17 protein-coding genes and 1 pseudogene are annotated in these 20,001 nt (G+C 65.8%); 14 read left to right on the forward strand and 4 right to left on the reverse strand.

Translation table 11 applies throughout. From position 1 onward, the window contains the following. Positions 1-81: 81 nt before the first annotated feature. Complete coding sequence (locus WYO_RS02170; RefSeq protein WP_007558489.1) at positions 82-303, forward strand: hypothetical protein; 222 nt, start codon at positions 82-84, stop codon at positions 301-303. 32 nt (positions 304-335) lie between these two features. On the opposite strand, the gene WYO_RS02175 is transcribed toward WYO_RS02170, so the two are convergent. After that, complete coding sequence (locus tag WYO_RS02175) at positions 336-578, reverse strand: hypothetical protein (protein ID WP_007558491.1); 243 nt, start codon at positions 576-578, stop codon at positions 336-338. 217 nt (positions 579-795) lie between these two features. Here WYO_RS02175 and WYO_RS02180 point away from each other — a divergent pair, with 217 nt between their 5' ends. From WYO_RS02180 to WYO_RS02200, 5 genes are all read left to right on the forward strand, one after another. Beyond that, entirely contained in the window at positions 796-1,587 is a 792-nt protein-coding gene (locus WYO_RS02180) for a helix-turn-helix domain-containing protein (protein WP_007558494.1), read from the forward strand. Positions 1,588-1,638: 51 nt separating this feature from the next. Further along, entirely contained in the window at positions 1,639-4,647 is a 3,009-nt protein-coding gene (locus WYO_RS02185) for a PAS domain S-box protein (RefSeq protein ID WP_007558496.1), read from the forward strand. A gap of 71 nt (positions 4,648-4,718) precedes the next feature. After that, the gene (locus WYO_RS02190) at positions 4,719-5,099 is read left to right on the forward strand and encodes a response regulator (protein WP_039901995.1); all 381 of its coding nucleotides are present in this window, start codon (positions 4,719-4,721) and stop codon (positions 5,097-5,099) included. Between the two features lie 148 nt (positions 5,100-5,247). Next, a complete protein-coding gene (locus WYO_RS02195) occupies positions 5,248-5,799 on the forward strand; it encodes a ferritin-like domain-containing protein (protein WP_007558501.1) in 552 nt (183 codons plus the stop codon). Positions 5,800-5,809: 10 nt separating this feature from the next. Beyond that, positions 5,810-6,046 (forward strand): DUF2171 domain-containing protein, encoded by a 237-nt coding sequence (locus tag WYO_RS02200; RefSeq protein WP_007558504.1) that lies wholly within the window; start codon positions 5,810-5,812, stop codon positions 6,044-6,046. A gap of 235 nt (positions 6,047-6,281) precedes the next feature. On the opposite strand, the gene WYO_RS31370 is transcribed toward WYO_RS02200, so the two are convergent. Both WYO_RS31370 and WYO_RS02205 read right to left on the reverse strand, forming a co-directional pair. Then, on the reverse strand, positions 6,282-6,494 hold the full coding sequence (locus WYO_RS31370; protein ID WP_165486533.1) for a hypothetical protein: 213 nt from the start codon (positions 6,492-6,494) through the stop codon (positions 6,282-6,284). A 714-nt stretch (positions 6,495-7,208) separates the two neighbouring features. Beyond that, complete coding sequence (locus WYO_RS02205; protein WP_007558508.1) at positions 7,209-7,922, reverse strand: GntR family transcriptional regulator; 714 nt, start codon at positions 7,920-7,922, stop codon at positions 7,209-7,211. Positions 7,923-8,080: 158 nt separating this feature from the next. On the opposite strand from WYO_RS02205, the gene WYO_RS02210 reads away from it, so the two are divergent. The 8 genes and pseudogenes from WYO_RS02210 to WYO_RS02240 all read left to right on the forward strand — a co-directional run bounded on the left by WYO_RS02210 (position 8,081) and on the right by WYO_RS02240 (position 19,704). Further along, on the forward strand, positions 8,081-9,379 hold the full coding sequence (locus tag WYO_RS02210) for an MFS transporter (RefSeq protein ID WP_007558510.1): 1,299 nt from the start codon (positions 8,081-8,083) through the stop codon (positions 9,377-9,379). Positions 9,380-9,424: 45 nt separating this feature from the next. Next, a complete protein-coding gene (locus WYO_RS02215; RefSeq protein WP_007558513.1) occupies positions 9,425-10,504 on the forward strand; it encodes a tartrate dehydrogenase in 1,080 nt (359 codons plus the stop codon). A gap of 10 nt (positions 10,505-10,514) precedes the next feature. Continuing rightward, positions 10,515-11,774, forward strand: a complete 1,260-nt coding sequence (locus tag WYO_RS02220) for a glycerate kinase (RefSeq protein WP_007558516.1) — start codon at positions 10,515-10,517, stop codon at positions 11,772-11,774. 43 nt (positions 11,775-11,817) lie between these two features. Continuing rightward, on the forward strand, positions 11,818-13,230 hold the full coding sequence (gene pyk / locus WYO_RS02225; protein WP_007558519.1) for a pyruvate kinase: 1,413 nt from the start codon (positions 11,818-11,820) through the stop codon (positions 13,228-13,230). A 74-nt stretch (positions 13,231-13,304) separates the two neighbouring features. Beyond that, positions 13,305-14,594 carry a phosphopyruvate hydratase gene (gene eno / locus WYO_RS02230; RefSeq protein WP_007558522.1) on the forward strand — a complete coding sequence of 430 codons (1,290 nt, stop codon included), beginning with the start codon at positions 13,305-13,307 and terminating at the stop codon, positions 14,592-14,594. 339 nt (positions 14,595-14,933) lie between these two features. Beyond that, positions 14,934-17,788, forward strand: a pseudogene (locus WYO_RS28880) (phosphoenolpyruvate carboxylase). Between the two features lie 575 nt (positions 17,789-18,363). Then, on the forward strand, positions 18,364-18,489 hold the full coding sequence (locus WYO_RS32325) for a hypothetical protein (protein ID WP_280109742.1): 126 nt from the start codon (positions 18,364-18,366) through the stop codon (positions 18,487-18,489). 636 nt (positions 18,490-19,125) lie between these two features. Beyond that, on the forward strand, positions 19,126-19,704 hold the full coding sequence (locus WYO_RS02240; RefSeq protein WP_128754918.1) for a hypothetical protein: 579 nt from the start codon (positions 19,126-19,128) through the stop codon (positions 19,702-19,704). Between the two features lie 112 nt (positions 19,705-19,816). Here WYO_RS02240 and WYO_RS31375 read toward each other — a convergent pair whose 3' ends face one another. Beyond that, positions 19,817-19,975, reverse strand: a complete 159-nt coding sequence (locus WYO_RS31375; RefSeq protein ID WP_165486534.1) for a hypothetical protein — start codon at positions 19,973-19,975, stop codon at positions 19,817-19,819. Between the last annotated feature and the right edge of the window lie 26 nt (positions 19,976-20,001).

A 20,001-nucleotide genomic window follows, 5' to 3' on the forward strand; every position in this document is an offset into this window, starting at 1 on the left:
GGAGTGTGGGCGTCCGGACGCGTCTTGCGGCCGTGCCAAACCTCACCACCTGAAGGGTATTCCCCAGAGACCAGGCCACCGATGCGCGAGGAAGTCAGGCAGGTGATGGACCTCACGATCGAGGGCATCATCAAGGATGAAGTCTATGCCCGCGAGTTGGCCGAAGCTGCGCACTGGGTCGAGCACGACGGTCAACCTGCGATCGCCGCAGACATGCGCCACGTCAGCCGTCAGTACCGGATCCGAGGCATGAAGAAGCGGGCCAGTCTCGTCCTGCTGCAGCGAGCTTATCCTGACGCCTGACCAATCCTGCACGAAGACGTTGAGCACAAAGCTTAGCGCTCAGGATGGCACTCCGCGGCGAGATTGAGCGTCACGGTGCATCGCACCGTGCCCGCCTCATCGCGCACGTAAGCTGTGAACGCACGCCGTCCGTCCGCGGGCGGAGGCTCGCGCCCGATGTCCGGCAGCGCCGCAATCGCCGCATCCCGCGCGGCGTGCAGATCTGCGTAGCAGGCCCCCTCCTCATCCCGCAGGCCAACCTGGCCGTCCTCGTAGTCGATGAAATAGCGGGGCATCACAACGCGCAGGCTCGAGGAGGCAAGCGGACACGACCCTAAAAAGCCTTCAGCGGCAGAAAGTTGCGTAGGTTAATCTGCGCAGCTGTCCCGATTGCCCAAGCCGATGAAACCCGCCGCTCTTTCGGGCATGTGAGCACTAGTGACCAGACAGGGAGGCGAGCGTTGCGGTAAAGATTGTGCCCAAGACGATCAGGACCGACCCGCCGCTACTCTCATGCTTCCCGACATCGATAATCTGCTCAGCGGCAACCTCCTTCTCAGCGCCCTGCGCCTGCCCGATCAAGCCCTCCTCAAAGCTCACCTGGAGCTGAAGGAGTATGCGCGCGGGGAGGCGCTGTTCGAGGCCGGCGAGGACGTCAGCTACATCGCCTTCCCGCTGGGCCAATGCGTGGCCGCCCTCGTGATCGGTTTGACAGATGGACGTGCCGTCGAAACCGCCACGGTCGGCCGCGAGGGCGCGATCGGTGGGGTCGTCAGCCAGGGCTCGCTACCGGCGTTCAGCCGCGCGGTGGTGCAGGTTCCCGGCGCCGTGCTGCGCATCGAGGCCCCGGTGCTGCAGCAGATCAAGCAGACCTCGCCGGGGTTGCGCAACCTGATCACCCGCTACTCGGATTGCCTGCTCGCCCAGGTGCTGCAGTCGGTGGCCTGCAACGCCAGCCACACGATCGAGGCGCGCTGCGCCCGCTGGCTTCTCAGTCTGCAGGACCGGCTCGGCACCAACGTCCTGCCGATCACCCACGAGGTGTTGGCCGAGCTGTTGGGCGTGCAGCGCTCCTACCTGTCCCGCGCGCTCCGCACCCTGCAGCAGCAGGGCCTGATCCAGGTCCGCCGCGGACGCATCATCATCGTGAGCCGTCCGGCGATGGAAGAGGCCACCTGCGAGTGCCACGGCGCGGTCAAGCGACACTTCGAGGCCGTGTTGGGCGCCGTCTACAACGCCGGCGGCACCTTGGTGTCGCTGCGGCCCGCGCCGGCCGAGAAAGCCCCAATGTGTCAGGCCGTCTGAAGCGGCGGTGCATCGATGGAACAGAACTCACCCGCCGGACGTGACCTCGTCATGATGCAGGTTGACCACCTGAACGACGAAGGCGCGCGGTTACGGGCGCTCAGCAGCTACGAGATCCTCGGCACGCCTCCGGAGCAGGGGTTCGACGACGTCGCGGCGTTGGCCGCCGAGATCTGCGGCACGCCGATTGCGGTCGTGAACTTCATCGGTGACGGCCGGCAGTTCTTCAAGGCCGAGGTCGGCCTCGGCGTGCGGGAAACCCCGCTGGAAACGTCGTTCTGCCGCCAGGCGATCCTGCAGAGTGACTTCCTTTACGTCCCGGACGCGACCAAGGACCCGCGGTTCGAGGGTAACCCCCTGGTGACCGGTGCACCGGGCCTGCGCTTCTATGCCGGCGCCCTGCTCAAGACTGAGGACGGGCAGCCGATCGGCACGGTCTGCGTGCTCGACACCCAGCCCCGTGAGCTCACAGAACCCCAGCTGGCCAGCCTGCGGCGGCTCGCGCGTCAGACCATGGCGCAGCTGGAGCTGCGGCGCGCTGCCCGCGTGCAGCAAGCCGAACGGGCGCTGCAGAGTCAGATCCTGGAGAGCGCGACGGACTACGCCATCATCGCGATGGACCGCACCGGCCGGATCACCCGCTGGAACACTGGCGCCGCGCAGATCCTCGGCTGGCGTGAAGACGAGATGCTCGGGGAGCTGACCCACCGGTTCTTCACCCCTGAAGACCGGGCGAGCAAGCAGCCCGAGATCGAGATGGGCATCGCTCTGGAACGGGGCAGTGCCCCGGATGAGCGTTGGCATGTCCGCAAGAACGGCACGCGGTTCTGGGCCAGCGGCGAGATGATGCCGCTGAAGGCCGAGGACGGTGAGATCCAGGGGTTCCTGAAGATCTTACGCGACCGCACGCAGCAGCAGGAGGATGCCGCCTCCCTCCACGACAGCGAGCTGCGCTTCCGCTCGCTCGTTGAAGTCAGCCCGCAGGTGGTCTGGTTCGGCGACGCCGCCGGCAACATCACCTACTGCAACGCCTACTGGTACGACTACACGGGTCTGCCTCCGGGTGAGACCGGCGAGGCGAGCTGGATGGGCGTGATCCATCCCGATTACCGCGAGCCAACCCGGACCGCCTGGCTGGCGGCAGCCCGCACCGGAGACGCCTACGAAGTCGAGTTCCCGCTGCGTCGGGCCGATGGGCAGTACCGCTGGTTCCTGTCGCGGGCCCGGCCGGTACGCGACACGGATGGGACCTTACGCAGCTGGATTGGCACCTCGCTCGACATCCACGAGCGCAAGCAGGCTGAAACCCGCTTCGCCGCCCTGACCGATCTCTCGCCGGCGATCATCTGGTTCGGCAACCCGGACGGCAGCCTCAGCTACCTGAACGACCGCTGGTACGAATACACCGGCCAGACGCCCGAGCAGGCCTTGCCGCTGGGCTGGGGTGAGGTGATCCATCCGGACGATCTGCCCGGCCTGCTGGAGGTTTGGGAGGACGCACGCACCCGTGAGGTCCTCTACGACACCGAAGCCCGCCTGCGGCGCGTTGATGGCGTCTACCGCTGGTTCCTGATCCGCGCCGAGCCCCTGCGCGACGAGGCGGGCAAGGTCATTGGCTGGCTTGGCAGCAACAGTGACATCCACGACCGCAGGCATGCCGAACACGCCCTGCAGAAGGCGCAGGACCAGCTGCGCCTCGCGGTGGAGGCCACCAGCATCGGCATCTTCGACTATGACCTGGTCACCGGCGATCTCGGCTGGGATGCACGCGTGTGTGCCCTGTTCGGGCTGCCGCCAGACGCGCCAGTGTCCTACGACGTGTTCCTGGCCGGCCTGCACCCGGACGATCGGAGCTGGGTGGATGAGGCGGTCAAGGCCGTCCTCGATCCCGCCGGTGACGGCGTTTACGACATCGTCTACCGCACCATCGGCCTGCAGGACGGGGTTGAGCGCTGGGTTGCGGCCAAGGGGCAGACGTTCTTCGCGCAGGGCAAGGCTGTACGCTTCATCGGCACGGTGCGTGACGTCACAGCGAGCCGGCAGGCCGAGCAGGACCTGCGCGAGACCGAAGAGCGCTACCGGATGGCCTCACGCGCCACCAACGACGCGATCTGGGACTGGAACCTGGCCAGCGATCACATCCGCTGGAACGAGGCGGTCCAGACCCTGTTCGGCTACGCCGCCGACGAGGTCGGGCCGAGCGGTGCATGGTGGAAGTCGCACATCCACCCGGACGACCGCGAGCGGGTCAAGACCAGCATCTACGCGGTGATCGACGACAGCACCGAGCACTGGAGCGACGAGTACCGCTTCCTGCGTGCCGACGGCTCCTACGCCTACATTCTTGATCGCGGCTACGTCATACGGGATGCCCAGGGTCACGCCGTCCGGATGATCGGCGCCATGCTCGACATCACCGCGCGCAAGCGGGCCGAGGAACACCAGCGCCTGCTCACGGGCGAACTGCAGCACCGGGTCAAGAATACCCTCGCCATGGTCCAGGCGATCGCCAACCAGACCCTGCGCAACGCGACCTCGCCGCAGGAAGCACGCGAAGCCTTCCAGGCCCGACTGATCGCGCTGGGCAAAGCCCATGACATCCTGACCCAGGCCAGCTGGACCGCCGCACCGATCGCGGAGGTGATCGAGGGCGCTCTCAGCGTGCACCGCCAGGATGCCGCCCGGATCCGGATCAGCGGCCCCAACGTGCTGCTGGCGGCCAAACCCGCCCTCTCGCTGGCGCTGGCGCTGCACGAGCTCGCAACCAACGCCGCCAAATACGGCGCGCTCTCGAACGAGAGTGGCATCGTCGAGCTGCGCTGGCACGTCATCCATGACGACACGGCCCCGCGCTTCTGCCTGACCTGGTCCGAGCAGGGCGGTCCGCCGATCCTCAGTCAGCCCGCCCGACGTGGGTTCGGCTCGCGCCTGATCGAGCGCAGCTTTGCAGCGGAGGTCGGTGGCGAGGTCAAGCTCACCTATGCGCCCACCGGTGTGGTCTGCCGGCTGGAGGCGACGCTCGCTGCGATGCAGGAGCAGCGCGGCGAGCTGGCAGCGTAGCCGCGGTACCCGGTGCCGGGGTGTGTCCGGCCGCGCTGAAACCTTCCCTGTGGCTTCCGGCTTAGTGTTGCATGAGTTCGCCTGCTGTGTCGCCGCCCGTTGTCGCCCTGGTCGCTGAGGATGAGTTTCTCCTCCGGATGGAGGCCGCGGATACGCTCGCTGACGCCGGGTACACGGTGATGGAGGTGACCACAGCCGACGCCGCGCTGCGCTACCTGGAGGACAAGGATGGCATCGACCTGCTGTTCACCGATGTGAACATGCCCGGTGACCTCAATGGCTTTGACCTCGCCCGCGAGGTGGCCGAGCGCTGGCCAGAGATCACGATCATCGTCTGCTCGGGCGCCATGAAGCCTGAACCTGGTGACCTGCCGGCGAAGGCCCGCTTCATCGATAAACCCTACTCGGCCACGCTGGTGCAGCGGATCCTGCGCGAGATGCAGGCAGCCTGAGCCGGCGCTCAGCGGTTCCCGGATATTTTCGACATTCACCAGAATTATGTTTGGACCTGACCGGGAAACGCGACGTTCTTCCCAGACCGGCTGCCGGTGAGATCACTCCCGCGGCCTCGAATGATCAACAATCGGGAGATGGGAAGATATGGCTACCAAGCAGAAAACCTTGCAGGATGCGTTCTACGAGACCCTCAAGGACGTGTACTACGCTGAAAAGCAGTCCGTGCGGGCGCTGAAGAAGTCGGCCAAGGCCGCCGAGCACGACGAGCTCAAACAGGCCTTCGAGACCCACGCCGAGGAGAGCGCCGTCCAGGTCGAGCGCCTGCAGCAGGTGTTTGAGATCATCGGCAAGCCGACCCGGGCCAAGACCTGCGAAGCCATGCAGGGCTTGACCGCCGAGATGGAGGAGGACCTGGAGGACTTCGGCGACAGCCCGGCCGCCGATGCCGTACTGGCCGCTTGTGCCCAGGCCGTAGAGCACTACGAAATCGCCCGCTACGGCACCCTGAAGACCTGGGCGACCCAGCTCGGCTACAAGGACGCCGCCAAGCTGCTCGACGAGACCCTGCAGGAGGAGAAGAAGACCGACCAGCTCCTCTCGCAGATCGCCGAGCGCATCAACGTCGAGGGCTCTGAAGAGGAGACGGACGACGTCGAGGCTGCCCCGAAGCGGGGCTCAAAGGCCAAAGCGGCGTAAGGAGCCCAGCATGGTCGATACCGCACAGATCCAGGAACACATGCCGGTGGTCGGTTCCGACGGCGGGCACGTCGGAACCGTCGATCATCTGGACGGCCAGCGCATCAAGCTGACCCGGACGGATCCGGAGGCACAGGGCGTCCATCACTTCATCCATGTCGACTCGATCGAAGCGATCGAGAACGGCGCGGTGCGTCTGAACCGCACGACGGCGCAGGCCAAGGATGAGTGGGGCACATCGGAGTAGGCGCGCGATCAACGCCGACCGGGAGGGGGCTGCCGAAAGGCGGTCCCCTTTTCTTTTAACCTGTGTCCAGAAAACGACCGTTTTCTGGACATTCCACGAGCGCCTGCTGTCGTGCTGTCGTGCCGCCGGCGCCCGGTGGAACTGGTCACCGCATGCGCCGGCTCACGGCCCACTCACACGCCGGGCTGAACCCGCGCGGCACGTCCTTGGCATAGGGGCCAGACGCGCCGCCAAGTCAGCCGGGCTCATGACGCACGTCAACCTCGAACAGCCCGCCGAGCTCACCCTCTGGCCCGGCCATGTTCCGGCTCGTGTCGCCGAGATGCGCAGCTTCACGACCCTGCACGCCGCCCTGGACGCCGCAGCCGAGGCTATCGATGGTCAGGATGCCATCCCGTGGATCATCACGGACAGCGGCGACATCCTCGCATCCCCCAAGCTCGCCCACCCGAGTGCAACTGCTGCTCGCACCTTCAGTGCGTGTCGTGTGATGCCCTTCCTGCTGCTGTGCCGCTTACCGTGCCGCTACCGTCTTCTACCGCCTCTTGCCGGACCCAACCGTAGGCTGCCGTGCCTCCACCGACGTTCTACAGCACCGTTCACGCCGAGACCGGATCCGGCGACGCCGCCACCCGTCTGTTGCGCCATCTGCGCAGTGAGGGAAGGCTATGGCCACGAAGAGCTACAAGGGCCCACAGGCTGCCAGTCGTTGCCAGCGAGTTTGCCAGCGGTTTGCCATGAGCTTGGGGGATCACACCACACGCACTGAAGTGTCTGCCACCCCGTAGACCCGCTGAGGAACCCGGCAGAATGACCGCGTCGGGATCCTCGACCGTCCGCTGCGAAGCGCAGCAGACCGCAGCATCGTGAACGATGGCGACGTGTTTCAGGATACTCCGAAACGCTCGCATAGGATCGAAAATGTTCCCTGCACACCTGTGCACCAACGGTGCGGGAGCATTCTGGGCTCACCGGCTTCGACCCGGATGCCAAAACCGCCCGCCTCAACCCCTTCGCATAAGGGCGGCTTACGGAACGCTCCCCTTGCTCCTAGGGGACAGGTCGCAAACTCAGAGTTGAGATGCAGTAGGGCTTCGGCTGCCCGACTTGGCGTTTTATGAAGCGGGGTCAACGGAAGGCCCGAGCCTTATGAAGCGGGGTCTTACAGGTGCTTCAACCCGTAACTGTTGAGGATCGGCAGTAACTCGTCTCGTGCGCGGATACGGTGCAGGCGCGCGGCCTCCAGTGCCTCGGCCGGTTTGCCCGCCCGAACAGCCTTGATGATCTTGCGGTGCTCTATAATCGAGGCGTCGAGACCGCGGCGCAGGTTAAGCGTCAGCATCCGCGCGCGATGCGACTGATCGTTGACCGCCTGGATGATCCGGCTCATCCGGCCGTTGCGCGCGTGCTCGATCAGCGCCGCATGAAACGCACCGTCCGCCTCGCCCCACACTGGTAGGTCACCGCTCTTGTGCGCGTTCGCCATCGCGTCCGTGTGGGCGCCGAGGACCCGCGCGGCGGCGAGCCGTTCGGCGTCCGGTAGCGCAGCGACGAGTTCCGCCGCACGGCCTTCGATGCCGATGATCACGTCGTAGATCTCGCGCACGTCGTCCGGTGCGAGCGCGAGGATCAGAATGCCTTTGCGCGGCAGCACCCGCACGAGCCCATCCTCTTGCAGGCGGATTGCGGCCTCGTGAACCGGGGTGCGACTCATGCCGAGTCTCAACGCGATCTCCTGCTCAGACGCTTGATAGCCCGGCGCGAAGCTGGCGTCCCGGATCGCCGCGCGCATGGCGGCATAGGCGTCATCGACCAATGAGGTCTTCTTCTCGCCCTCCTCCACGTCCGGCCGTCCCTTGGGTCGCGCCCGCGCCATTTTTCGTCTCCTACGCCAAAACACGCCTATCACCTTCCATGCCTTCTGAGGAACAGGGATTGACACTGCTTTCGCAGGCCCTTAAAAATATTCCAGCTTGCATGGAAGATAGCGCTCAAGAATCAATGGAGCGCACCGGCAGGCGGTAGGAGGAAACGATGGACGCCTCGCTTGAAAAAGCGACCATGCGCCGAGTTTCGTGGCGATTGGTCCCCTTCATCTGTCTGCTCTATTTCATCGCCTTCATCGACCGCGTAAATATTGGCTTCGCTGCGTTGACGATGAACAAGGACCTCGGCTTCACCTCAGCCGTATTCGGCTTCGGTGCAGGAGTGTTTTTCTTCGGATACTTCCTGTTCGAGGTGCCCTCGAACATCGTCCTCGATAAGGTCGGGGCACGATTGTGGATCGCCCGCGTGATGATCACCTGGGGGATCATCTCGTTCGCATTCGCCTTCGTGCAGGGCGAGTACAGCTTCTACGCCCTGCGCTTCCTGCTCGGTGCGGCGGAGGCCGGGTTCTTCCCCGGCATCATCCTCTACCTCACGTATTGGTTCCCGGCCCGCTACCGTGCCGGTGTCGTCTCGCTGTTCATGGCGGCGGCACCGATCTCCGTGGTGATCGGCTCGCCGCTGTCGAGCCTGCTCCTGGAGATGGAGGGCATTCTCGGCCTACACGGCTGGCAGTGGATGTTCATTATCGAGGCCATCCCCGCCTCGCTGCTCGGTATCGTCGTGCTGTTCTACATGACTGACCGGCCCGAGAAGGCGAAGTGGCTTCCCGACGACCAAAAGGCGTGGCTCGTCGCCGAGATGAACGAGGAGCACGCCCGCAAGAAGGTGGCCGCCAAGCACGGCATCCTGGCTGGGATGGCCGACATCCGCGTCCTGGCGCTGGCGCTGATCTACTTCGGCACTTCGGCGGGGCTTTACACCCTCGGCATTTGGGCGCCGCAGATCATCAAGAGCTTCGGCCTGTCCACTCTGGCGGTCGGCTTCCTCAACGGGGTCCCGCCGACCATCGCGATCATCGCGATGATCTTCTGGGCGCGGCACTCGGACAAGGCCGGCGAGCGCACGTGGCACGTGGTCATCGCCTGCCTCGTGGCAGCGGCAGGTCTGCTGCTGGCCGGTGGCGCTGCTTCGACTGTCGCGGTCATCGCCGCGCTCACCCTGGTTAACATCGGGATCAGTTCGGCCAAGCCGCCGCTTTGGGCGATGCCGACCATGTTTCTGTCCGGCCAAGCTGCGGCGGTGGGCATCGCGACCATCAACTCGATCGGCAACCTCGGTGGCTTCGTCGGTCCCTGGGCGATCGGGTGGATCAAGGATCACACCGGCAGCTTTACGGGCGGCCTGATTTTCGTGGCTGCACTGCTCGGACTCTCCGCCGTCCTTACCCTGGTCGTCGCCCGTGCCGGGCGGCGTGCTGAACCCGCGGGCGCCGTCGCGCGCTGAACCGTTCCGAGTTCCTACAACTCCCTGTCACAACGGAGACCTGTCATGACCAAAACCTACAACATCGCAGCCATCCCGGCGGACGGCATCGGCATCGAGGTCATCGCCGCAGGTGTCGAGGTGCTCGACGCCCTGGCCGAGAAGACCGGCTCGTTCAAGTTCAAGTTCGACAACTTCGATTGGGGGTCCGACTACTACAAGAAGCACGGCGTGATGATGCCCGCTGATGGCCGCGAGCAGATCCGGAACCATGACGCGATCTTCTTCGGTGCTGTGGGCGCGCCGGACGTGCCCGATCACATCACCCTGTGGGGCCTGCGGCTCGCGATCTGCCAGCCCTTCGATCAGTACGCCAACGTCCGTCCGACCCGCATCCTGCCGGGCATCACCAGCCCCTTGCGCCACGTGTCGGGCCCCGAACTCGACTGGGTGATCGTGCGCGAGAACTCGGAGGGCGAGTACGCGGGCGTCGGCGGCCGGGTCCACCAGGGCCACCCCAACGAGGTCGCCACCGACGTATCGATGATGACCCGCTCGGGCGTCGATCGGATCATCCGCTACGCGTTCAAGCTCGCGCAGTCCCGTCCGCGCAAGCTCCTGACCGTCGTCACCAAATCGAACGCCCAGCGCCACGCCATGGTGATGTGGGACGAGATCGCCGCTGAAGTCGCGGCCGACTTCCCCGACGTGACCTGGGATAAGATGCTGGTCGATGCCATGACCATGCGCATGACCATGAAGCCGCAGACGCTCGACACCATCGTGGCGACCAACCTGCACGCCGACATCCTGTCCGACCTCGCGGCGGCCCTGGCGGGCTCGCTGGGCATCGCGCCGACCGCCAACATCAACCCGGAGCGGACCTATCCGTCGATGTTCGAGCCGATCCACGGCTCAGCTTTCGACATCACCGGGAAGGGCATCGCCAACCCGGTCGCGACCTTCTGGACCGCTTGCCAGATGCTGGAGCACCTCGGCGAGAAGACCGCGGCCGACAGGCTGATGCGCGCGGTCGAGCGCGTGACCGCCGATCCGAACCTACACACGCCCGATCTCGGCGGCAAGGCGACGACCCGTCAGGTCACGGACGCGGTCATCGCCGCGATCCAGGGCGACAACGAGTAGGACGGGCGTCGTGACCGAGCCCGGGGATTTTCTGCGGCGGCTGTTCGCGACCGCCGTAGCGGCGGCCGATCCCGCCGTCAGTCTCGCCCGGCATCTTCCGGAGCCACCCCGTGGTCGCACGATCGTGGTCGGCGCTGGGAAGGCCGCAGCGTCGATGGCGCAAGCCGTCGAGGCTGCGTGGCCGGGCGATATCACCGGGCTCGTGGTCACGCGCTACGGGCACGGCGCCCCAACCTCCCGCGTTGAGGTGGTTGAGGCAGCGCACCCTGTTCCAGACGCGGCTGGTGAGGCCGCGGCCCGGCGCATGATCGAACTGGTCGCCGGGCTCACGCCGGACGACCTCGTCCTCTGCCTCATCTCCGGCGGTGGCTCCGCTCTCCTGTCGCTTCCGGCGACGGGCCTGAGCCTCGCCGACAAGCAGACGGTCAACCGCGGGCTGCTGCGGTCCGGCGCCGCCATCGGCGAGATGAATTGCGTCCGGCGCCACCTCTCAGCGATCAAGGGTGGGCGCCTTGCCGCCGCCTGCCATCCAGCCAGGGTGGTGACGCTGCTGATCTCGGACACACCCGGCGATGATCCTCTCGACATCGCCTCTGGGCCGACCGTACCCGACCCGACAACCTGTGCCGACGCTCTGGCGATCCTGGACCGCTACCGGGTCGAAGTTCCAGACATCGTGCGCGCCCACCTCGCGAGCGGCCGGGGCGAGTCGATCAAGCCGGGTGATCCGCGGCTCAGCGGCTCCGACGTGCGGATGGTGGCGACCCCGCTGATGGCACTGAAGGCCGCCGCCGACCTCGCACACCGCGAGGGCATCACGCCTTGCATCCTCGGCGACGCGATCGAGGGCGAGGCGCGGGAGGTCGGCAAGGTCATGGCCGGGATCGCGATGAGCGTGGCCGCTCACAGCCTGCCGGTGTCGAAGCCCTGCGTGCTGCTCTCTGGCGGCGAGACCACCGTCACGGTGCGGGGCGACGGCCGCGGCGGTCGGAACGTCGAGTTCCTGCTGGCGCTCGGCGCCGCGCTCGCCGGGCATCCCGGCATCCATGCCGTAGCCGGTGACACGGACGGCGTGGACGGCCTGGAGGAGATCGCGGGCGCGATGCTGACGCCCGACACCCCGGCGCGTGCTGGGGCACTCGGTCTCTCTCTCGCGGCCAGCCTAGACCGCAACGACGGCCACGGCTTCTTCGAGGCCCTGGGCGACGGCGTCATCACCGGCCCAACACTGACCAACGTCAACGACTTCCGCGCGATCCTGATCACCTGACCCGACCCTCGAACAGAGGCGGCCGTTCCCGGCCGAACCGACCATGCGCCGTCACCGTCACGCCAAGATCGTCGCCACCGTGGGCCCGGCGAGTGCCGCGCCAGACCGGCTGAAAGCCCTTTTCTTGGCAGGGGTCGATACATTTCGGCTGAACTTCAGCCACGGCACTCAGGACGACCACGCCAAGGTCCATGCCGCGATCCGCGCTCTGGAGAAGGAAGTCGGTCGGCCGATCGGCATTCTCCAGGACCTCCAGGGGCCGAAGATCCGCGTCGGCACGGTCAAGGACGGTCGCCTCGACCTGATCGCGGGCGAGAGCGTGCGCTTCGTGCTCGATGGAGCGGACGGCGACAAGCAGGCGATCCCACTGCGCCATCCCGAGATCTTCGCCGCCGTGGTGCCCGGTCAGGAATTGCTGATCGACGACGGGCGCGTGCGGGTGCGCGTGGTCGGTCTGGAGACTGCCACCATCACCGCCGAGGTCGTCACGGGCGGGGTGATCTCGAACCGCAAGGGCGTGAACCTGCCGGGCACGCTACTCGACCTCTCGCCGCTGACGGCCAAGGATCGCGCCGATCTGGCCTTCGGACTGGAACTGGGCGTTGACTGGATCGCTCTGTCCTTCGTCCAGAAGCCCTCGGACGTAATTGAGGCCCGCGGCCTGATCGGCGACCGCGCCGGGATCATGTCGAAGATCGAGAAGCCCCAGGCGTTGGAGCGGATCGACGACATCATCCGGCTCTCCGATGCCGTGATGGTCGCCCGCGGCGATCTCGGCGTCGAGATCCCGCACGAGGACGTGCCAGGGCGCCAGAAGGAGTTGATCCGCGCTTGCCGCCTCGCGGTGAAGCCGGTGATCGTGGCGACCCAGATGCTCGACTCGATGGTCAGTGCTCCTGCCCCGACGCGGGCGGAAGCCTCGGACGTAGCGACTGCAATCTACGACGGGGCGGACGCGGTGATGCTCTCAGCTGAGTCAGCCACAGGAAGCTACCCGGTGGAGGCCGTGTCGATGATGGACCGGATCATCCGCAGCGTGGAGGGCCACAAACTCTACCACTCGATCATGGCGGCGACCGATCCCGGTGAGGAGGAAACGCCGCCGCACGCGGTGGCGGCTGCGACCGCGATGCTTGCCGAGGCCGTTCGCGCCAAGGCGATCGTCACCTACACGACCAGTGGCACCACTGCGGCACGCGTGGCGCGCAAGCGCCCTGAACCGCCGATCCTGGCGCTCACCCCGAGCCTGGCGACCTCGCGGCGTCTGTGCCTGCTCTGGGGCGCCCACAGCGTCCACACCGACGATGTGGACTCCTACGAGGAGATGACGACGAAGGCGTGCCACCACGCGCAGGACGAGGGCTTCGCCAAGGCGAACGACATCATTGCCGTCACCGCAGGCATCCCGTTCCACGTCAGCGGCACCACCAACAACATCCGCCTGATGCAGGTCTGAAGCACGTCCGGCTGATCCGGCCGCAAGTGTGACGACGCCATCCTCCACATCAACACTGCACGACGAGGTGACCCATGACCGCGATCACCAGCATCAGCGCCCGTGAAATCCTCGACAGCCGTGGCAACCCCACGGTGGAGGTTGACGTGCTTCTGGAGGACGGTTCCTTCGGCCGCGCTGCGGTTCCCTCAGGTGCCTCCACAGGCGCCCACGAGGCGGTGGAACTGCGCGATGGCGACAAGAACCGCTTCCTCGGCAAGGGCGTGCTCAAGGCCGTTGAGGCGGCCCAGGGCGAGATCCTCGGCGCGATCAACGGCATGGATGCCGAGGATCAGGTCGCGATCGACGAGGCGATGATCGCGCTCGACGGAACGCCCAACAAGGCGCGGCTCGGCGCCAACGCCATCCTCGGCGTATCTCTGGCGGTGGCCAAGGCGGCCGCGGAAGCCTCGGGCCTGCCGCTCTACCGCTACGTCGGCGGAGTACAGGGTCGGGTCTTGCCCACCCCGATGATGAACATCATCAACGGCGGCGCGCACGCTGACAACCCGATCGACTTCCAGGAATTCATGATCATGCCGGTGGGCGCGGCCTCGCTCGCCGACGCGGTACGCATGGGCTCCGAGGTGTTCCATACCCTCAAGGGCGCGCTCAAGAAGGCCGGGCACAACACCAACGTCGGGGACGAGGGCGGCTTCGCCCCGAACTTCCCCTCGGCCGAGGCCGGACTCGACTTCGTCATGCAGGCGATCGAGGCGGCCGGGTTCAAGCCGGGCACCGAGATGGCGCTTGCGCTCGACGCCGCAGCGACCGAATTCTTCAAGGGCGGCGCCTACGCCTACGAGGGCGAGGGCACGACGCGTTCCATAGAGAAGCAGGTCGATTACCTCGCGGAACTGGTCGCCAAGTACCCGATCGTCTCGATCGAGGACGGGATGTCCGAGGACGACTGGGAGGGCTGGAAGCTGCTGACCGAGCGGATCGGCGACCGCTGCCAACTGGTCGGCGACGACCTGTTTGTCACCAACGTCACGCGGTTGTCGCGCGGGATCGGCGAGGGCATCGGAAACTCGATCCTGATCAAGGTCAATCAGATCGGCACGCTCACCGAGACGCTGGCCGCCGTCGATATGGCTCAGCGTGCGGGCTACACCGCGGTGATGTCGCACCGCTCCGGCGAGACCGAGGACGCGACTATCGCGGATCTGGCGGTGGCCACGAACTGCGGGCAGATCAAGACCGGCTCGCTCGCCCGCTCGGACCGGCTGGCCAAGTACAACCAGTTGATCCGCATCGAGGAGGGTCTGGGCCCGCAGGCGGTCTACGCCGGGCGTGGCGCGCTCAAGCAGACCGCCGCCTCCTGACGACCGTGCTGATTTTCATGACCCGCGCGTTGAACGAGGACGAACTCAGGATACTCGCCGCCCTGAACGACGAGTTCGTAAGCACCTCGGTCGTCAAGGTGAGGGCCGGGTACTCCTGTTCGCTCCCGAACGGGGCCATCCTCGACGCCTGCATTGAGCTTGAGCGACGTGGCTTGGCCGAGCGAACCGGCGCCGACACGCGCTCGAAGCCGCGCTGGCGTCGGTCATTTACATCGACGCCCTCCTCACGAGCAGGTTCGATGGCTCCTACCAGCCGCGAACTCAACGCTGGCGATCGGGCTGCTGATCGCCGTGGCTGAACCGAAGTCTGGAACGATCATGCAGGTCGCTGGTAGCAGTGACGCCGGGGAACTGGAGGCGCATCTCCTCGGCCTCATCAGGTCCGCGCGCGAGCAGGCCAGCGAGGACCCGTTCCGCAACCCCGTGCTGGCGGTGACGCTGGCGATCACCCGCCGCTTCGACCGGGGGGGATCGCGGAGCGTGACCTCGACGGCCTGTTCGTGCGCCTGCGCGCTGCCGCCCTCGCCGACCGCGCCGAGCGCCTGCGCGCTTACGTCGGACTGGCGAGCACCGACGAAACCAATCCGGCGGTGCCATCCCGTCTCGCCGCCGCGGCCAGAGAGGACGGGTTCGAGGCGTTCCTGAACCTGATCCGGCGCACCGCCTTCGCGATCGTGTTCACGGCGCATCCGACTTTCGGCATGCCGCGGGCGGTGGCCGCCGCGCTCGCTCAAGCCGCGAGCTTGCCCGAGGGGAATGCGCGAGCCGAATTGATCGGGCGCGCGGCGGCGCTCTCTACCCGCCCCGACGCACCGATCACCCTCGACGCCGAGTTCGATCAAGCCTGCGAGGCCGCCAACAACGCCCGGCTGGCGCTCGACGGCTTCAACGGAGCGCTGATCGACGCCGCCCGCGCCCGGTGGCCCGAGCGCTGGAGCGAGGCGGACCCGCGCCCGTTCGCCGTAGCGAGTTGGGTCGGCTGCGATACGGACGGCCGTACCGACATCGGCTGGTGGGATACCCTGCGCTACCGACTGATTTCGAAGCGCATGCAGTTCGACCGGGTGCTGCGCGACCTGCCCGAGATCCCCGCCTGCCGGGCCGCGTGGACCCTGGTCGAGGCTGCCCGCACCGCGGTCGAGCGCCAACTTGCGGTCGCGCCGCGGCTCAACGAGAAGCCCTCGCTGGAGGCGGTCCACCGCTTCGCCCTGGCGCTGATCATCGAGCGGGACCATGCCCTGACCGACGCAGGTCCGCTCCTGGCCGCGCTGACTGAGGGGGTCGCAGAGGCTGGAGATGATACCGCCCGAAAGGCACCGATGGTGTTGCGCTCGGGCGTGGCGACGCACGGCTTGTCGAATGCTCTGCCGCACTTCCGGCTGAACGCCAGCCAGATCCACAATGCGGTCCGCCGGGTGATTGATCTCGACGGTGATCCCGCGGACCCAGGGCAACGCCGCTCGCACCTTGCCTCGATCCATGCGCTCCTGAACGACGTGCAGCCGGTGGCGGTGGATTTCGGCGCGCTGGCCGCCGAGCGCGCCTCGGCCGCCCGCCTGATGATGACGATCGCCCAGATCCTCAAGCATGTGGACGGCACCCATCCGGTGCGGTTCCTCATCGCCGAGACCGAGACCGGCTACACTCTGCTGGCCGCCCTGTGGCTGGCGCGCCATTACGGCATCGCCGAAAAGCTGGAAATCACGCCGCTGTTCGAGACGGCGAGCGCGCTGGAGCAGGGCATCCGCGTTCTGGACGACGCCTTGCGCAACCCGCACTGGCGCCAGTACCTGAAGCGCATCGGCCGCCTCGCCGTCCAGTTCGGCTACTCGGACTCGGGTCGCTATGTCGGCCAGCTTGCGGCGACCTTCTGGATCGAGCGGCTGCGCCTGCGCATCACCGAGATGCTGGTGCAGAACGGGCTGGCCGACATCGAACTCGCGATCTTCGATACGCACGGCGAGTCGATCGGGCGCGGCGCCCATCCGACCTCCTTGCGCGACCGCCTCGCCTACCTCGCCCCTGAAGAGGCGCAGTCGCGCAGCCGCGAGGCTGGTATCCGAACACGATTGGAGTCGAGCTTCCAGGGCACCGATGGCTACCTGCTGTTCGGCACACCCGCCCTCGCCTCGGCCTCCGTGGCTCGGATCGCCGAGCACGTCTACGCGCTCGACGACATTGGGGACGTGGCGCTCGGCAACCCGGCTGAGGACTGCGCGACAGTTAAGGACCCGATCTACGCCGAGCCAGACTACGCCCTGGAGTTCTTCACCGTCGTGCGCCAGGAGATGGAAGCGCTGGTCGAGGACCCCGGCTACGCCGCGCTACTCGGCACCTTCGGACCGAGCCTGATCGATCGGACCGGCTCACGCCCGGTGGCGCGCCAGAGCGATAGCGGCGGCCCGGCGCACGTCACCCACCCACGTCAGATGCGGGCGATCCCAAACAACGCCATCCTGCACCAACTCGGCTTCTTGGCAAATTCCCTCCACGGTGTTGGTCGGGCGGCAGGTCGGGGGCCAGATCTGTTCCGCGACATGTGCGATAGTTCGCTCCGCTTCTCTCGCGCCTTCCGGCTGGTTCAACACGCTGCGGCGGTGAGCGACCTCGACGTGCTGCGCGCCTACATCGACACTCTCGACCCGGCCGTGTGGCTGGAGCGAGCGCGGCGCACGCAGAAGGACTTCCGCCGCGGCGAGTTGGTGGTCATTGCAGGCGTCTTAGAGGGACTCGACCTCGCCACCTCGCTCCGCGGTCTCTTCGGCCGACTGACGCGTGACTGGCTGACGCTACGCACCGCCGCGCCTGATCTCAGCGGCATGTCGGCACGGTTGACGCTGCTGCACGCGCTACGCCTCGCGCTGATCCACCGGATCTGGTTCCTGGCGGTGCATATCCCCGGCTTCCGGCCGCATGCCGGGATCACCCGCGAGCAGCTTTTGGAGCGCTTCCTGCGCCTCGACATCGACGGTTGCCTAAAGCTCCTCGACGACATCTTCCCAGTCACACCGGACCCGACACTGGGTCTCAACTTCGGCGAGCCAGTGGGACCACGTGATATTGGCACCTATGAGGCCGAGCACGCAAACCTGTTCGAGCCGATCCGGCGGATGTTTGCGCAGGTGCGCGAGATCTCCGGGATCATCCAGCACGAGGTAGGCTCGTTCGGTTAAACGACGGTAGGACGCATACCCCTGAAGAAGATGAAGATCCCGTCGATCACGCCGATGCAGTTTGCGCGGAGCGTTAGGCAGCGGCCAGTGCGTTCACGGACCCTGCGACAGTCGGAGCAGCCCTGCCGGAATTACTCTTGGGGCTCACGTAGTCGGCAACGAGGACGACCAGCGAGACATTAGCAGCGGCGGCGACTATCAAAGTTGTGACGAGGAAAGAGATCATCATCAACATCCATGTTTGCGACTTCGACGACTCTGGTATGCCAGATTGATACGCCTTCTGGTATGCAAGATGAAACACGACCGGTATGCACAGATGGTATGAGTTGGCGGTAATGGCGGTGGACGCTCTGACTAAACGCTGAGTCGAGCGAATTGAGGCCGACCGCGAGCGCTGCCGCGTCCTCGTCCAGGGTTCGATCGGGCTCGCCACCGCGCTCACCCGGACGCTGGGCTATGAGACTACCGATTGCATTCGCTTCGCTTCGTTGCAGCCGTCACGTACTGAAGGGTCGATCGCCCACAAATGTCAGCCCAACTAAGATGAATGCTGGCAAGAGCATGCACCAGAAGTGCGCGCCTTCCATCGCTACGGCATGGTCCCAGGTCAAGACGCCCACGCAACGCTCGAAGCGTTGATCGGTCATCCGCTGCGGCGCTACCACGCCTTCGCCAAGGAGACCGTCGCCGGCTGGTAGCAGAGTCGGGGAAGCATCTTGATGGAGGACGTGCCCTCCACGTGTTTCTCGGGGACATAGCAAGGTGCGCCCCAAGAGCCGGCTTCGAGCTGCTCTGTCCGCCTCGTGCCACATCTGACCGAAGAGCGGACGGGCAGCAAACCACCCAACCTAGTCACCAAGAACCTTAAACCAACTAAGTACGGAAAACGACGGCTTTTCCAACAGAAATTGCGTAGAACCGTGATCGTTAGCGGTGCCAGATACGTAACCGTCTCGCTGCGTTCCACACGAGTTTCAAACGTTCGCTCCTTTGCGTTCCAAAAACTCGAGACCACATGGCGGAACGGACATGCTTCGCGCTTCCTGCCGTTTCGCTAGGGCAGGCCCTATTGGATCGGCGGCGCCATTGTGCTCCATGCATGGCTACGAGTGGCCGAGCCGCTACTTCAATGATGAAGGCATGTTTTTCGATTGATTGCCAAAACGCTGCATTAACAGTTGCGTGGGTAATATGCCCACGGACCCGAAACCGGGCGGACCCGGCACTCTCGTTTTTCGAGCGCAGTTATGACGACCGTCTCAGCAACTACGACATCGCAGCTTTACACGCATCGTCCCCCGCCTGCACCACCCCAAGGCTCCGGCCGAGATCAGATGACTTCGACGATCAGCAGTGAACTGTCATCTGGCGCTCTCAGCAGCACTGACGCTACCGCCCTGACGAGTGCGCTCAGCTCAATCCAGTCGAGCCTCTCGTCAAATGACACGTCGTCAACCTCCAGCAGCTCCGACGCCGCCAACGCGACGCGTTCCAAGCTCGATCCGTCCTCGATGAAGAGCCGGATCGACAGTCTGATTGCAGATCAGGTTAGCAGCGGTGCGCTGACGAGCGACCAAGCGACGGAGTTGACGAACCTGTTCGCCAGCCACGGTCAGAGCACCCAGACATCTGATGCCACATCGGAAGCCGGCGGCGTCTCCGGAGCCGGCGGCCCGCCTCCCGGCCCTCCACCTGGGCCGCCGCCAGCAGCTTCCGCCGTGGAAGGCAGTTCGGACCTGTCGTCGTCCAATGCGTTGGGCTCCGCATCTGGCACTAATTCGGCCAGCGATCTGCTCGCCACCTTCATCCAGCAGCTCCAGAGCAGTCAGTCAAACAGCGCGGGCTACGGGGTGGGCGGCGCCACGACTGGCAGCACCAACGCCTCGGCCTTGCTGTTCGATTTCCAAAGCTGAAACTGTCAAATGGGCCGGCAATTCGGCCCATACCTGTCACGCCCGCAAGGGTCGGAAGCGACCCGCGTTCCAGAACCCTTCGCCGAGCGCAGGTTCACGCCTCTACCCTTCGCTAAAGCTTTACGTCAGGCTCGCCGCACTGTTCAGCCCAGATGACCGCTCCCGTAATGTTGGTAAGTGTAGCGACGCTCAGGGCCGCGCTCGGCATGCTGCCTTGATAAAGCTTTGCAAGTTCGATGGCTTCTTCGATGCTATCGGCAATGATGTTCACCGTCTCGTACCTCGTACCAGCGTTTA

This window comes from Methylobacterium sp. GXF4, from assembly GCF_000272495.1.
Classification (GTDB): domain Bacteria; phylum Pseudomonadota; class Alphaproteobacteria; order Rhizobiales; family Beijerinckiaceae; genus Methylobacterium; species Methylobacterium brachiatum.